Consider the following 14,390-nt stretch of genomic DNA (forward strand, 5'->3'; position numbering starts at 1 on the left):
ACGCATGTCGTTCGCGGGCGACTTCTGTCGATGTCACTGAGCTAGACGTCGCCGTTCCGGAACGCGCCGCCGTTCCTCTTCTGGAAACCTTCCGACTTCTTCCGACGCCCTTCGCCATCGGCCTGGAGCCCCTTCGTGACGATCGTTACCGCCCCTCCGCGCGACCTTTCCCTGCAAAGCCAGGCGTCGTCGGCACTTGCCGATAGCGCCGCGAGTGCAATCGTCTCCCTCGAGGATGTCCGCAAGACCTATCCGGCGCGCAAGGCTTCCGCCGCTGTCAGTGCCCTCGATGGTGTCTCGCTCTCGATCGCGCAGGGTACCATCGCGGGCGTCATCGGCCGCAGCGGTGCGGGCAAGTCGACGCTGATCCGCCTGGTCAACGGACTCGAAAAACCCAGCTCGGGGAAGGTCATCGTCGACGGCACGACGATCTCGTCACTCGACGAGCGCGGGCTGCGAGCCGCGCGCCGCTCGATCGGCATGATCTTCCAGCACTTCAACCTCCTGTCGTCGCGCACCGCCTTCGGCAATGTGGCGCTGCCGCTGGAGATCGCCGGCCGGCCCTCGCATGAGATCGCCGAACGGGTCGGCCTGCTGCTCGATCTCGTCGGTCTCGCCGACAAGCGCGACCGCTATCCGGCCGAACTGTCCGGCGGGCAGAAGCAGCGTGTGGGGGTCGCCCGTGCCCTGGCGACCAGCCCGAAGGTCCTGCTTTCGGACGAAGCGACGTCCGCTCTCGATCCCGAGACGACCACCCAGATCCTGGAGTTGCTGAAGCGCATCAACCGGGAACTCGACCTCACCGTGCTGCTGATCACCCATGAGATGGCGGTGGTGAAGAACATCGCCGACCAGGTGGTCGTCCTCGATGCCGGCCGGGTGGTCGAACAGGGACCGACGTTCGACATCTTCGCCCATCCGCACCATCCGACGACGCGCTCCTTCGTGGGCTCGGTCACCGGCTCGAAGATCCCGCAGGATCTCCAGAACCGGCTGCGTGCCGATCCCTTCGCCGGGTGCCGCGCGGTTCTGCGGGTGACCTGGACCGGCGATCAGCCCGGCGATCGCGTCGTGAGCCGCCTCTCCCGTACCCTGTCGATCAATGTCGGCTTGTTGCACGGCCAGATCGACTCGATCGGCGGCCGTCCCTTCGGAACGCTCGCCATCACCGTTCCGGGCGATCCACCCACCGTTCAGGCCGTACTCGAGAATTTCAGGGCGAACGATCTGCGTGCAGAGGTGCTGGGTCATGTCGCCTGAAATCCTCCGTCTCATCGCCGATGCCACGCTCGCTACGCTGCTCATGGTCGGCATCGCCGGCGCGCTCGGCACGATCATCGGATTGCCGCTGGGCGTGTTCCTGGCAACCAGCCGGCAAGGCGAATTGTTCGCCGCTCCCTGGCTCAACCGCGTGCTGGGACTGGTCGTGAACGCGACGCGCTCGACGCCTTTCATCATCCTGGTCGTGGCCATCATCCCCTTCACGCGCCTCGTCGCGGGCACGTCGATCGGCACCAACGCGGCGATCGTGCCGCTCACGGTCGCCTCGGCGCCGTTCATCGCGCGCCTGGTCGAGGCCGCGATCCGCGAGCTGGATCACGGCCTGATCGAAGCGGCCCGTGCCATGGGCGCGAGCCCGCTGCAGATCGTGGTCAAGGTGCTGTTGCCCGAGGCGCGCCCCGCGATCGCGCTGGCGCTGACCTTGGCCGTCGTCAGCCTGCTCGGATACTCCGCGATGGTCGGCGCCGTCGGCGGCGGCGGCCTCGGCGATCTCGGCATCCGCTACGGCTACCAGCGCTTTATGCCCGACGTCATGGCGGCCGTGGTGGTCGTCCTGATCGTTCTCGTGCAGGGCGTCCAGAGCGCCGGCGATGCCCTCGCCCGCCGCCTCGACAAGCGCACGCGCCGCCACTGATCCCTCGTTCCTCTCTCAACCAGCCACGGAGACCATCATGTCGTTGCGTACTTTCAGTCTCGCCCTCGCGGCGTCCCTGCTTCTTGCCGGCACGGCATCGGCGGAGAAGATCAAGATCGGCGTGACGCCTGGTCCTCACGCCCAGATCCTCGAAGCGGTGAAGCCGATCGCCGCCAAGAAGGGACTGGACATCGAGATCGTCGAGTTCTCCGACTATGTCGTGCCGAACGCCGCCCTCGACGCCGGCGAGCTGCAGGCCAATTCCTTCCAGAACCTGCCCTACCTCGACAACCAGAAGGCCGATCGCAAGTACAAGATCGAACCGGTCGGACTCACCGTCAATTTCCCGCTCGGCGTCTACTCCAAGAAATTCAAGAGCTGGGACCAGGTGCCGGACGGCAGCACGATCGCCATCCAGAACGATCCGACCAATGGCGGCCGTTCGCTGCTGCTGCTGCAGGACAAGGGCATGATCAAGCTGAAGCCGGGCGTCGGCTACAAGCCCACCGTCGCCGACATCGTCGAGAACCCGCGCAAGTTCAAGATCGTCGAAGTCGAAGCGGCACAGACGCCGCGCACCCTCGACGACGTCGCCGCCGCCGCAATCAACACCAACTACGCGACACAGGCCGGCCTCGATCCGACCAAGGATCCGATCCTCAAGGAAGACGCGAAAGGCCCCTACGTGAACCTGCTGGCGGTGCGCGCCGCCGACAAGGACAAGCCGTGGGTCAAGATCCTGGTGGAGAGCTATCAGACTCCCGAAGTGAAGGAGTTCGTGCTGACCAAGTTCAAGGGCGCCGTCCTCCCGGCGTGGTGATCGACGATCAGATGTCGTCGAAATCCCGGGAAATTCAGGACATCTCTTCCCGGCGCTGCGCCTAGCATCGACAGGCTTGCGGCAGCCCGCATCGGCAGCAAAGGATCGGCTCGCATGGACACTCTCCGGCCGCGGTTCGGCATCTGGACGCAGGTCTACGGCGCCTCCGGATCGTTCTTTCACCCGGACGATCCACCCGATGCGTCGTGGGAAAGGAACAAGCGCCTGGTCCAGGAAGCCGAAACGCTCGGCTTCGAGTCCACGCTGGTTGCGCAGCACATCCTCAATCCGCGCGACGACGAGCGCGACCAGCTGGAGACCTGGACGGCCTGCGCCGGCCTGGCGGCCGTGACCGACCGGATCGAGATCATCGCGGCGATCAAGCCGTATCTCTTCCACCCCGTGGTGCTGGCGAAGATGGCCAGCCAGATCGAGGAGATCAGCCGCGGCCGCTTCGCCATCAACCTCGTGAATGCCTGGTTCAAGCCGGAGTTCGAACGCGCGGGTATCGCCTTCGCCGATCACGACGACCGCTATGCCTACGGCCGCGAATGGATCGAGATCGTCCGGTCGTTGCTCGACGGCCAGCGAGTCACCTTCTCGGGCCGCCACTTCCAGGTGAGCGACTACCAGATCCGGCCGGTCGGTCGTTATCGCCCGCGCCCGATCATCTATGCCGGCGGCGAATCCGAAGCGGGTCAGGCCCTCGCGGCCGGCACGGCCGACGTCTGGTTCATCAATGGGCAGCCGCCGCAGGACGTGCGTCGGCTGATCGAAGCGGTGAAGTCCCGGCCGCGCGCCGACAGACCGATCCGCTTCGGCCTGTCCGCCTTCGTCGTGGCGCGCGAGACGGATGCCCTGGCAGAAGAGGCGCTGCAGGACCTCTTCGAGATCCAGAAGCAGGACGTTCCCCTGCGGCAGGCCATGGCTGCGAAGACCGATCCCAACGCGGTAATGTTCAAGACCATGTCCCGCACGCCGTCATTCGGCAGCAATGGCGGCACGGCCGCCGGACTCGTCGGCAGTTACGACACGGTCGCGCAGCGCATCCAGCACTTCGCCGAGCTCGGCATCGAGACCTTCATGCTGCAGTTCCAGCCCTTTGAGGCCGAGATGCGGCGATTTGCAAACGAGGTCCGTCCCCGGGTCGACCGGCTGGTATCCGCCGTCAGGAGCGCTGCCTAGAGCCCGACAGGTATCGCGCCGCCAGGGACGCGAGCAGGACACCCGCGAAGCAGAAGATCGCGAACACCCAGCCCGAGGCCGCTCCGGCAAAGATGCCCGAGAGCAGCACACCGACGGTGCAGCCGAGCGATACCATCGCGCCCCACCCGAGCAGTATGCCGCCGGCCAGCCCGCGCGCGGCATCTTTCACCGTCGGCCATCGCGGCTGGAACTGCCCCGCCAGGAGCGCGGCCGCCAATGCGCCCAAGATGAGCCCGCCGACAAACACGCCATTGCGCGACAGCACCGTCTCCTTGATCGCCGTCGCGCAGCCGGCGAACGTGTCGAGGCCCTCGAGCCGCTTCGGCAACACGCCCAGGGCATCCGCCGCGGTGCGCGACCATGAGCCCAGCTCCGCCGTGACGCCGAGCGGGCCGACCCGCAGATAGGCAACCGTCGCCAACCCGCCGACCAGTGCACCGCCGACGTAAGCGGGCCAGCGGCGGCGAAAGACCGCTTCGAACAGCGAGGGAACGGGCGTTTCCGCCGGCGCGCGGTATCGCATGAGGAGAAGTGCCAACGCCGCGAGTATCGCGAGTTGCAGTGCCAGCGAACCGCCATAACCCAGCAGCCGAGGCAGCCAGATCACGGGCGCTTCCTGGACGGCCCGGAGATAGAGGTCGTTCCACGACAGGAAGCCCAACCCGAATCCCGCGGCCGATCCGAGCAGCGCAAACGGTGCGGTCGGCGAGCCCTCGCCCAGGCGATAGAGATGGGCGCTGATGCAGGACCCCGACACGGTCATGCCGATGCCGAACACCAGCGCCCCCAACGCCAGCACCCAGGAGACCGGGCCGATATGCGCCTCGGCAGGCAGCCGCGTGGTCGAGGGCTGCGGCATCCAGGCGCCGAAGACGGCGTAGGTTCCGAGCAAACCGACGGCCAGCGCCACAAGAATGCCCAGCAGGCCACGCGGATCGCGGCGCTCGATGAAATCGCGCGCGATGCAATAGAAGCAGAAGCGCGAGCGCTGCAGCAGGATGCCGAAGGCGCCGCCCAGCAGCATCGAGAGGGGCAGCGAGCGGCCGAGAGGATCACGTTCCGGCAATTGCAGGACGAGCCAGAAGAAGAGCGCCGCCGTGACGAGGGCGGCGGCGACGTGAAGGCGGGAGAGGTTGGGCGTTTCAACGGTCATGACAAGACAGAAAGGGCGCACGGAAACCGCGCGCCCCTCTTCTCATTGTCCGGATGACGGGTTTACTTGCCGGTCCAGACCGTGCCGGCGACGTTGACGATCGGCACGCCGACGGAGTTGCCGTACTCCGTCCACGATCCATCGTAGTTCTTCACGTCGTAGCCCAGGATCTTGACCAGCGCGAACCAGGTGTGGCTCGACCGCTCGCCGATCCGGCAATAGGTGATTACCGGCGTCGTGCCGTCGATGCCCTTGGCGGCATAGAGCGCCTTCAGCTCGGCGGCCGGCTTGAAGGTGCCGTCCGCGGCGACGGCCTCGCCCCACGGCACATTGACGGCGCCGGGCACGTGACCCGCACGGATGGCGAGTTCCTGGATTCCGGCCGGCGCGATGACCTTGCCGTTGAATTCGTCGGCCGAGCGGATATCGACGAGCTTGGCATTGGACTTCTTCTCCGCCGAGGCCAGCACGTCGACGAGACGCGCGCGCAGCGCCGGATTGGCGTCGGCCAGCGTGACGTTGCCGGGCTTCGCCGCAGGCGCTTGCGAGGACAGTTCGCGCTTCTCCGCCTCCCACTTGCGGCGGCCGCCATCGAGCAGCTTCACGTTCTTCACGCCGTAGATGTCGAACACCCAGGCACCCCAGGCCGCGAACCAGTTGTTGGTGTCGCCATACAGCACGACGGTGCTGTCCTGGTTGACGCCCGCCTCGCGCAGCAGCTTCTGCAGATTGTCCTTCGAGACGATGTCGCGGCGCACCGGATCGGCCAGGTCGGTGTGCCATACGAAGTTGGCGGCGCCCGGCACGTGGCCGCGCTCGAAGACACCCGGATTGACGCTCACCTCGATCACCCGGACCTTCGGGTCATTCAGGTTCTTCTGCAGCCAGTCCGTGGCGACGAGCGCGTCCGAGGCCTGTGCGCTCGACAGGCCGAGCAGACCGACAGCGACGGCCGCCGCAGCGGCCAGAATGCGTGAAAGCTTCATTTTTCTCTCCTCCTCCCCTTAACGGGAGCATCGATGAGGCTAAGTCGACGGCATTGCACAGGCAATGAAACGAGCAACCGATTGCAACCGCAGGTTTGGAAAATTCTTCTCCTGCCCGGCGGAGCGCGCGCAGGAGGACCCGCTGGAGCAGCGCGTGCTGCAATCGATTGGCCGGGCAAAATTTTCCGATGGAGCGTCGGGATTCTGCGACCGAGACATTCCGTTGACGAAAACAGCCCTCGGATCCCACGCTTGGGCCATGACGAATTTCACGAGAAGAACAGTTTCGGCAGGAGTTCAGTGATGGCCTACGACACCATTCACGTGAGGCCTCTCACACCGGTCGTCGGTGCCGAGATCTCCAACATCGACCTGACCGCCACGCTCGGCAACAGGCAGGTCGAGGAGCTTCATGCCGCGCTGGCAGAGCACCAGGTTCTGTTCTTCCGCGACCAGAAGATCGACCTGGAGCAGCAGAAGAGGCTTGGCCGGCATTTCGGCGAGCTGCACATCCATCCCAACACGCCCGGCCCTGAAGGCCATCCCGAGATCCTGCCCATCCATGCCGACGGCCAGTCCAAGCGCATAAACGGCGAGAACTGGCATTCCGACGTCTCCTGCGACGCCGAACCGCCGATGGGCAGTATCCTCCACCTGCACACGGTGCCACCGGTCGGCGGTGACACGATCTTCGCCAGCCAGACGGCCGCCTACGATGCGCTCACGCCCGCCTTCCAGGAATTCCTCAGTGGCCTGACGGCCACCCATTCCGGCGATCGCTCGTATCGCCGGACCAACAGGATCCTGGGCATCGACGACAGCCAGCGCGTTTTCCCTCAGGCCGTGCATCCGGTGGTGCGCACCCATCCGGTGACAGGCCGCAAGGCCCTGTTCGTGAATGAGAATTTCACGATGCACATCAACGAGCTGTCATCCGAAGAGAGCCGCGCCGTGCTCGACCTGCTGTTCGCGCACAGCACGAAGCCCGCCTTCCAGGTGCGCTTCAACTGGCAGCCCCATTCGATCGCCTTCTGGGACAACCGGTCGGTCCAGCACATCGCGATGTGGGATTACTTCCCGCAGGTTCGTTCCGGGAACCGGGTGACGATCAAGGGCGATCGTCCGTTCTGAGCCCGAGGGCTCGGCACGAGTTTCATTTCACAGGAGTTGCGTCAGTGTATTTTCCAGCTTTGCGCCTTGGCGGCGCCGTCCTCGCGCTCGCCCTCGGCCTGGCGTCCGCCGCTGCTGCCGAGACCATTCGTGTGGGTGTGACCGCCGGTCCGCACGCCGAGATTCTCGACATCGTCCGCACGGTCGCAGCCGACCGCGGGCTGGATATCAAGGTGGTCGAATTCACCGACTACGTCGTGCCCAACCAGGCGCTGGCGCAGAAGGAACTCGAGGCGAATTCGTTCCAGCACGAGCCCTACCTCAAGAACCAGCTCTCCAAGACCAACTGGAAGATCGTCAAGGTCGCCACGACGATCGCCTCGCCGCAGGGCGTCTATTCCGCCAAGTACAAGAAGCTCTCCGACCTCCCGCAAGGCGCGCAGGTAGCGATCGCCAACGATCCGTCGAACGGCGCGCGCGGCCTGCTGATCCTGGCCGAGCAGGGCCTCATCAAGCTGAAGGACGGCAAGACGGTGACCGCCACGGTCGCCGACATCGTCGACAATCCCAAGAAGCTTCGCTTCATCGAGCTCGATGCCGCGCAGCTGCCGCGTTCCCTGCAGGACGTCGATCTGGTCTCGATCAACAACAACTATGCCGTCCAGGCCGGGCTCAATCCGGCAAAGGACGCGATCGCTCGCGAAAGCCTCGAAGGTCCCTGGGTGAACATCCTCGCCGTCCGCGAAGAGGACAAGGACAAGCCCTGGGTCAAGAAGCTGATCGAGGCCTATCACTCCCCGGCCGTGAAGGCATTCCTCGAGAAGCGGTTTGCCGGCACCTACATCGCCACCTGGTAAAGCCGCGCTCTCCTTCCCGACTAGCGTTCCCGGAGTACACCATGATCGATCGCCGACTGTTTCTGCTTGCCGCCGCCCTTCTCCCGGGCCTGATCCTTCCCGGCGCCGGCACCTTCGCGCAGGACAAGGTGCTGAAGGTCGGTGTCTCGGCCGGCCCCTACGGCGACATCCTGCGCGAGGCGGCACGCCTCTCCGCAAAGGATGGCCTCAAGGTGGAGATCGTCGAATTCACCGACTGGAACCTGCCCAACTCCGCCCTCGACGCCCGCGAGATCGATCTCAACAACTTCCAGCATCGCCCCTATCTGGCAAACCAGGTGAAGGCCCGGGGCTACAAGCTGGTCGCGCTCGATCCCTCGATCGTCGTGCCGGGCGGCATCTTCTCGTCCAAGTACAAGAGCTTCGCCGATCTGCCGGAGGGCGCAAAGCTCGGCATTCCCAACGATCCGACCAATGCCGCCCGGGCATTGTTCCTGTTCCAGCAGGCGGGCCTCATCAAGCTGCGGCCGGATGCCGGCAGCGCCGCCACGGCCCTCGATATCGTCGAGAACCGCAAGAAGGTGAAGTTCGTGGAGCTGGATGCCGCGCAACTGGCACGGTCATTGAGTGACCTCGATGCGGCTTTCGTCTCGAACAACTATGCGAGCCTCGCCGGTCTCAAGCTGAAGGACGCCTTGCTGGTCGAGGGCAAGAACTCCGAATGGACGCTGGTGTTCGCCGCCCGGGAGGACCGCAAGGACGATCCCGCCATCCGCAGCTTCATCGCGACGTACAGGTCGGAGCCCGTGAAGAAGTTCATCGAGGAGAAGTTCCAGGGCTCGATTCTTCCGACCTGGTAGGCAATGGCAGGTCGGGATCTGCCGAACCCTGCCCATGAAAAGTGCAACGAAGATTATTCTTCCATCGCAAACGAACGAGGCGATGTAGCGATCCCCTCTTCGCAGAATCATCGATGCGAAGATTCGATTTATGGGCCCGGCACGCACTGCCACGCTTGGCTCGCAAGGCCACCGGTTCGGAGTCATCCCGGGACGTTGCGCGTTCACCATGCGTAGGAGTTGAGTATGACGGGCAGCAACGCAACACGGCGTCACTTTCTCGGCGCCAGCGCCGCCGCACTCGCGACAACGGCGCTGCCGCTTCAACTGCGGGCCGAGACCTATCCGGGACGCCCCATCTCCTACGTCGTGCCTTTCCCGCCCGGCGCCACCAACGACAATTCCGGCCGCATCGTTGCGCGCAAGCTCGGCGAGAAGCTTGGCCAGACGATCGTCGTCGACAACAAGTCGGGCGGTGGCGGATCGATCGGCGCCGAATTCGTCGCCAAGTCGAAGCCGGACGGGCACACGCTGCTCAATGCCTCGACCGGCAACCTCACGATCGCACCGCATCTGGTCCGGACAGGGTACGAGCCGTGCCGCGACTTCAGGCCGGTCGGCTATGTCGGCGCGTCCCGCTCCGTCTTCGCCATCCACCCCTCCCTGCCCGTCAAGACACTGCAGGAGCTGATCGCCTACGCGAAGGCAAATCCCGGGAAGCTCAATTTCGGCTCGGCCGGAAACGGCTCCGGCGGACATCTCGCGGGGGAATACCTCAAGCTCCGCGCCGAGATCGACATGGTGCACGTGCCCTATCGCGGCAGCGCGGCTGCCGCGAAGGATGCGACCGCCGGCCTCGTTCAGGTGGTCATCGATCCCATCACCGCGCCGCTGGTCCGTTCGGGACAATTGCGTGGGCTCGCGGTTTCCGGGAACGATCTCCGTGACGACCTGCCCGGCGTTCCCAGCATCGCCGAGGCCGGTATTCCCGACTGGGAATTGAGCAGCGGCTTCGTCGCCGTCGCGCCGGCGGCGACCCCGGCACCCGTCCTGGCACGGCTGAACGAGGTCTTCGCGGAAATCCTGTCGGACCCGCCCACCATCGCTTCGCTCAACGCGATCGGCTTGCGGCCGCTCGTGCTGACACCCGACGAAATCGTCGCGAGCCTGAAGAAGGAAAGCGACACGAACCGCCGGATCATCGAGGCCGCGAAGATCACCGCCGACTGATGCGCGGCCCAGGCGCTACCTTGCCTGGAGATCGACGGCCAATGCGGCGGGCAGGCGGTCGAGGCCGTAGGTGCGCATCGCAGTGCCGCTGTAGAGCGCCGTCTTCTCGGCCGCGCCGGCTCTTGCCGTCAGGCGCTTGAAGGCATTCCACAGGACCGGGTAGCTGCACTGGCCCTTGTCGACCGGGAAGTTGCTTTCGAACATGCAGCGGTCGACGCCGAACGCCTCGATGCAGGGCTCGATGTAGGGGGCCCAGGTCTTCGCCAGCTCTTCCGAGCCCGGCGGCTTCGCGTTCTTGTGGAAGTCGAAGCCGTTCACGAACATGGTGAGACCGCCCAGCTTCACCCGAACGTTGGGCAGCGCCGCCAGCTCCATCATGCGCTGCTTCCACTCGGGATAGACCTCGGCCTGCTTGCCGCGGAACGGCCCGATGCCCAACGGACCGCCAACATGGTCGACGACGATGGTCAGTTCCGGCACGGCCTTCGCCAGCTTCACGACGTGCAGAAGCTGCGTGTGATAGCCCCAGACGTCGAGCGGCAGCCCCTGCTTCGCGAGCCGCCGCGCGCCGTCGGCGAAGGACGGATGCTCCAGCGGTCCCGGCGGCTTCATGACCAGGTTCGACGTGACGTCGGGCGACGGATGCCAGGCGGTGCGGTTGCGGATGCCGCAGAAGCGGCCGCCGGCGATGGTGCGATGCTTTTCGAGTAGTGCCTCGACCTTGTCGCCCAAAGTGAGGTCGACCATGCCGATGATGCCCGCGCAGGCGCGCGTCGGCCCATGCCGGCCGCTCGCGCTGACGGCGGCCGCGCCGGTCACGAACTCCGTCTCGCCGAGCGACTGCTCCTCGGCGGGTACGCCCGCGCGATACATCTCGCCACACTGGACGAAGATGGTCGCGCGGATGTCGTGGCCGCTTGCCGTATCGGCCAGGAGCTGCGGCAGCAGATAGGAATGCCCGCCGTCGCGCTCCCAGAGATGGTGATGCGGATCGACGATCGGCAGGCCCGGCTCGAGGATCGGCTCCTCGGTCAGGCTGAGCCAATCCTCGCGCACGATGATCTGGCGACCGTGTCCCAGCAGCGGATCATTCTCGGCCATCGCTTGCTCCCTACTCGATGCGGATGTCGGCGCTCTTCACCATCTCGGCGAAGAAGGCGATCTGCTTCTCGCGGAAGGCCACGAATTCGGCGACCGTGTTGGCCTGTGTCAGCGCGCCCAGCTCGGCGAGCCGCTTGGCCACGGCCTCCGCCTTCATGAGAGCATTGACCTCGGTATTGAGGCGCGAGATCAGGCCGGCATCGGTGCCGGCCGGCGCGAACAGGCCGTTCCATTCCCAGGTCTCGAAACCCGGAATGACCTCCGCAATGGAGGGGACACCCGGCAGCACCTCGACCGGCTTGGGACCGGTATGCGCCATGCAGGTCACGTCCTTCGAGGTCAGCAGCGCCACGGTGCCGGGCACGTTGTTGAACAGAAGCGGGATACGGCCGGCGAACAGGTCGTTCCGGACCGAGCCCATCTCCTTGTAGGGCACGTGATTGATCTTGATGCCGGCCTTCTGGTTCAGCAGCTCGAGCGAGACATGCTGCACCGTGCCGACGCCGGTGGAGGCGCAGTCGAGTGTGCCCGGCTTGCTCTTCGCGAGCGCGATCAGCTCAGGGACAGTCTTGGCCTCGAACTGCGCGTTGCGCACCAGTGTGACCGGCGTCAGCAGCGTCTGGACGATCGGCACGAGGTCGCGCTGCGTGTCGTAGGGGAGCTTGCCCGCGAACAGCGACGGGTTCACCGACTGCGCGGTGGCGTCGTAGAGCAGCGTGTAGCCGTCGTTGGGCGCGCGCGCCACGATCTGGGCGGCGATGGTACCGGCCGCACCCGGCTTGTTGTCGACGGTGAAGCTCTGGCCGAACTTCTCGCCCAGCGCCTGGCAGTAGATGCGGCAGACGACGTCGGCGGTTCCACCGGCGCTGTAGGCGTTGACGACACGCACCGGCTTGTTCGGCCAGGCCTGGGCGCGACCGATCGCCGGCGCGGCCAGCGTGCCCGCGGCCGCAGCGGCACCCAGGAAAGTACGGCGCCGAATGATCCCGTTTGCAGACACTATGCTTCCTCCGTCACAGGCAGTTCTTGTCGACTGTGACGGAAGCCTTCAGGCACGGCGCTTTGCTCGACAAGGGCAATCGGCGTCGATCCACTGCACGCCGAAACGAAAAGTCTTATGCCGGCTCGCTACGCATTTCCCCTCAACGCCCGCACGACATAGTCGTTGAGACGGCGCGCGAAGGCGGCGGGATCGGACGGGATTTCGCCGTCGAGGATGCAGGCCTCGTCGAGCAGCAGGTTGGCGAGATCGTCGACGTCCTGCGCACGGTCTTCCTTCTTCGCCGTGCCCAGCGCCTTGACCATCGCATGCTTCATGTTGAGCTCGAGGATGGGCCTGGCGCCGCTGCCGCGGTTCTGGCGTTCGAGCAGGCGCTCCAATTCGCGGTCCCTTCCCTGCGCGCTCGCCACCAGGCACGAGGCACTGTCGGTCAGTCGCGTCGAGGCCTTCACGTCGGCAACCTTGTCGCCCAGCACGTCCTTCGCGGCCGCGAGCACGGACGCATCGTCGCCGGCATCCGCATCGGCCTCCTTCGCCTTCTCCGCATCGGCGAGCGGGATCAGGCCGAAATCGACGTCGCCCTGGCTCAGCGACTTGAGCGGCTTGCCCTCGAACTCCTGCGGCAGGGTCGTCCAGAAGGCATCGACCGGATCGGTCAGCAGCAGGACCTCGACGCCGCGCGCCTTCGCGGCCTCGAGCTTCGGATTGGACTTCAACCGATCCAGGCTGTCGCCGACGAGATAGTAGATCTCGGTCTGGTTCGGCTTCAGGTCGGCCACGTATTCCTTGATCGAGTGCGGCTTGTCGCCGGCGGTCGAGGCGAAGCGCGCGAGGCCCAGCAGCTGTGCCCGCCGCTCCTGGTCCTCGTAGAGTCCCTCTTTCAGGATCGAACCGAAGGTCTCCCAGATCTTTGCGAAGGCATCCGCATCCTTCGTGGCGGTGCTTTCCAGCTCCGACAGGACGCGGCCGACCAGGCCGTTGCGGATCTGGCGGACCTGCGGGTTGTTCTGCAGCATCTCGCGCGACAGGTTGAGCGGCAGGTCCTCGCTGTCGACGACGCCCCGCACGAAGCGCAGGTAAGCGGGCAACAGCTCGGCATCGTCGGTGATGTAGACGCGGCGGACATAGAGCTTCACCCGCCCCTTGCGCGCCGGATCGCCGAGATCGAACGGCGGCGTGCTGGGCACGAACAGCAGCACCGCATAGGACTGCCGTCCCTCGACCTTGTAGTGGAGCGTCAGGGCCGGCTCGTCGAAGGCCATGGCGATCGAGCGATAGGCCTGCGTGTAGTCCTCCGGCGTCACCTCGGACTTGGAGCGCTGCCACAGCGCGCTCGCCGCGTTGACCTGACGCGCCTCGCCCTTGTCGTCGATCAGCTCGATCGGGAACAGGACGTGGTCGGAATAGGTCCGCACGATCCGCTCCAGCTCATAGGGCTGGAGGTAGCGGACGGCGTCTTCCTTGAGATGCAGCACGATCTCGGTGCCGCGCGTCACGCGCGCCGCCTGCTCTTCCGTGGCCGGCGCGACCTCGAAGCCGGCCCCGCTCGCCGACGTCCAGGTCCAGGCCTCGGCCGCACCGGCGCGACGGCTCGTCACCTCGATGCGATCGGCCACCATGAACGCCGCGTAGAAGCCCACGCCGAACTGGCCGATCAGGCCCAGCCCGTCCCTGGCGTCCTTCAGCCCCTGCAGGAAGGCCTTGGTGCCTGAGCGGGCCAGCGTGCCGAGATTGTCGACAAGCTCCTGCCGGTCCATGCCGATGCCGTTGTCGGCGATGGTGAGCGTCCTGGCCTCGGCGTCGGGCTTGATCCGGATGGCCAGCCGCTCGTCGCCGGCCAGCAGTTCCGGCCGGGCGATGGCCTCGTAACGGACCTTGTCGCAGGCGTCGGAGGCGTTCGACACCAGCTCGCGCAGGAAGACGTCGGTCTCGGAATAGACCGAGTGGATCATCAGGTTGAGGAGCTCGGCCACCTCGGCCTGGAACTGGTGCTTCTCCGGGCCGCCCTGGGCCGCCGAACCGTCGCCGTTCATTGCGCTTCAATCCCTCGCGATGGATTTTCCGGCGAGGGATATAGGAAAAGCGCCGCGGACGGCAAGGGCCGGATGCCCCTCTACCAGGTCATGCCGAAACCGGTGGTGAAGGCGCATTGTCATAGCCGGAGACCTCGCCCTCGTAGTGGAGGTAAAGCGAT

13 protein-coding genes are annotated in these 14,390 nt (G+C 65.7%); 8 read left to right on the forward strand and 5 right to left on the reverse strand.

Annotated features, from left to right (window positions below; genetic code table 11):
• Positions 1-141: 141 nt before the first annotated feature.
• From AC1ROX_RS13860 to AC1ROX_RS13875, 4 genes are all read left to right on the forward strand, one after another.
• Positions 142-1,260, forward strand: coding sequence for a methionine ABC transporter ATP-binding protein (locus AC1ROX_RS13860; RefSeq protein ID WP_493126733.1), 1,119 nt, complete (start codon positions 142-144; stop codon positions 1,258-1,260).
• Positions 1,250-1,915, forward strand: coding sequence for a methionine ABC transporter permease (locus AC1ROX_RS13865; protein ID WP_493126469.1), 666 nt, complete (start codon positions 1,250-1,252; stop codon positions 1,913-1,915). The genes AC1ROX_RS13860 and AC1ROX_RS13865 overlap by 11 nt, the downstream gene beginning before the upstream one ends.
• Positions 1,916-1,952: 37 nt before the next feature.
• A complete protein-coding gene (locus tag AC1ROX_RS13870) occupies positions 1,953-2,735 on the forward strand; it encodes a MetQ/NlpA family ABC transporter substrate-binding protein (RefSeq protein WP_493126471.1) in 783 nt (260 codons plus the stop codon).
• A gap of 114 nt (positions 2,736-2,849) precedes the next feature.
• Positions 2,850-3,920: an LLM class flavin-dependent oxidoreductase gene (locus tag AC1ROX_RS13875; RefSeq protein ID WP_493126473.1), complete on the forward strand. Its 1,071-nt coding sequence runs from the start codon at positions 2,850-2,852 to the stop codon at positions 3,918-3,920.
• On the opposite strand, the gene AC1ROX_RS13880 is transcribed toward AC1ROX_RS13875, so the two are convergent.
• Together AC1ROX_RS13880 and AC1ROX_RS13885 are read right to left on the reverse strand one after the other, a co-directional pair.
• Positions 3,904-5,094, reverse strand: coding sequence for a YeeE/YedE family protein (locus AC1ROX_RS13880; protein WP_493126475.1), 1,191 nt, complete (start codon positions 5,092-5,094; stop codon positions 3,904-3,906). The genes AC1ROX_RS13875 and AC1ROX_RS13880 overlap by 17 nt on opposite strands.
• Before the next feature lie 62 nt (positions 5,095-5,156).
• Complete coding sequence (locus AC1ROX_RS13885) at positions 5,157-6,080, reverse strand: sulfurtransferase (RefSeq protein ID WP_493126477.1); 924 nt, start codon at positions 6,078-6,080, stop codon at positions 5,157-5,159.
• A gap of 303 nt (positions 6,081-6,383) precedes the next feature.
• Between AC1ROX_RS13885 and AC1ROX_RS13890 the strand changes: the two genes are divergently transcribed.
• From AC1ROX_RS13890 to AC1ROX_RS13905, 4 genes are all read left to right on the forward strand, one after another.
• Positions 6,384-7,211: a TauD/TfdA dioxygenase family protein gene (locus AC1ROX_RS13890; protein WP_493126479.1), complete on the forward strand. Its 828-nt coding sequence runs from the start codon at positions 6,384-6,386 to the stop codon at positions 7,209-7,211.
• A 59-nt stretch (positions 7,212-7,270) separates the two neighbouring features.
• Positions 7,271-8,047: a MetQ/NlpA family ABC transporter substrate-binding protein gene (locus tag AC1ROX_RS13895; protein WP_493126734.1), complete on the forward strand. Its 777-nt coding sequence runs from the start codon at positions 7,271-7,273 to the stop codon at positions 8,045-8,047.
• Positions 8,048-8,088: 41 nt separating this feature from the next.
• Entirely contained in the window at positions 8,089-8,886 is a 798-nt protein-coding gene (locus AC1ROX_RS13900; protein ID WP_493126481.1) for a MetQ/NlpA family ABC transporter substrate-binding protein, read from the forward strand.
• 225 nt (positions 8,887-9,111) lie between these two features.
• The gene (locus AC1ROX_RS13905) at positions 9,112-10,095 is read left to right on the forward strand and encodes a Bug family tripartite tricarboxylate transporter substrate binding protein (protein WP_493126483.1); all 984 of its coding nucleotides are present in this window, start codon (positions 9,112-9,114) and stop codon (positions 10,093-10,095) included.
• Between the two features lie 15 nt (positions 10,096-10,110).
• Here the strand turns inward: AC1ROX_RS13905 and AC1ROX_RS13910 are convergent, their stop codons facing one another.
• The 3 genes from AC1ROX_RS13910 to htpG all read right to left on the reverse strand — a co-directional run bounded on the left by AC1ROX_RS13910 (position 10,111) and on the right by htpG (position 14,229).
• Complete coding sequence (locus AC1ROX_RS13910) at positions 10,111-11,196, reverse strand: amidohydrolase family protein (RefSeq protein WP_493126485.1); 1,086 nt, start codon at positions 11,194-11,196, stop codon at positions 10,111-10,113.
• Between the two features lie 10 nt (positions 11,197-11,206).
• Positions 11,207-12,196 (reverse strand): Bug family tripartite tricarboxylate transporter substrate binding protein, encoded by a 990-nt coding sequence (locus AC1ROX_RS13915; RefSeq protein ID WP_493126487.1) that lies wholly within the window; start codon positions 12,194-12,196, stop codon positions 11,207-11,209.
• 128 nt (positions 12,197-12,324) lie between these two features.
• Entirely contained in the window at positions 12,325-14,229 is a 1,905-nt protein-coding gene (gene htpG / locus AC1ROX_RS13920; protein ID WP_493126489.1) for a molecular chaperone HtpG, read from the reverse strand.
• Positions 14,230-14,390 lie beyond the last annotated feature (161 nt).

Source organism: Reyranella sp. GW821-FHT14A01, from assembly GCF_058803965.1.

Excerpts from the sequence above, each read along its gene's own strand:
- AC1ROX_RS13865 (WP_493126469.1), top strand. The coding sequence starts at position 1,250 with ATGTCGCCTGAAATCCTCCGTCTCATCGCCGATGCCACGCTCGCTACG.
- AC1ROX_RS13870 (WP_493126471.1), top strand. The coding sequence starts at position 1,953 with ATGTCGTTGCGTACTTTCAGTCTCGCCCTCGCGGCGTCCCTGCTTCTT.
- AC1ROX_RS13875 (WP_493126473.1), top strand. The coding sequence starts at position 2,850 with ATGGACACTCTCCGGCCGCGGTTCGGCATCTGGACGCAGGTCTACGGC.
- AC1ROX_RS13880 (WP_493126475.1), bottom strand. The coding sequence starts at position 5,094 with ATGACCGTTGAAACGCCCAACCTCTCCCGCCTTCACGTCGCCGCCGCC.
- AC1ROX_RS13885 (WP_493126477.1), bottom strand. The coding sequence starts at position 6,080 with ATGAAGCTTTCACGCATTCTGGCCGCTGCGGCGGCCGTCGCTGTCGGT.
- AC1ROX_RS13890 (WP_493126479.1), top strand. The coding sequence starts at position 6,384 with ATGGCCTACGACACCATTCACGTGAGGCCTCTCACACCGGTCGTCGGT.
- AC1ROX_RS13900 (WP_493126481.1), top strand. The coding sequence starts at position 8,089 with ATGATCGATCGCCGACTGTTTCTGCTTGCCGCCGCCCTTCTCCCGGGC.
- AC1ROX_RS13905 (WP_493126483.1), top strand. The coding sequence starts at position 9,112 with ATGACGGGCAGCAACGCAACACGGCGTCACTTTCTCGGCGCCAGCGCC.
- AC1ROX_RS13910 (WP_493126485.1), bottom strand. The coding sequence starts at position 11,196 with ATGGCCGAGAATGATCCGCTGCTGGGACACGGTCGCCAGATCATCGTG.
- htpG (WP_493126489.1), bottom strand. The coding sequence starts at position 14,229 with ATGAACGGCGACGGTTCGGCGGCCCAGGGCGGCCCGGAGAAGCACCAG.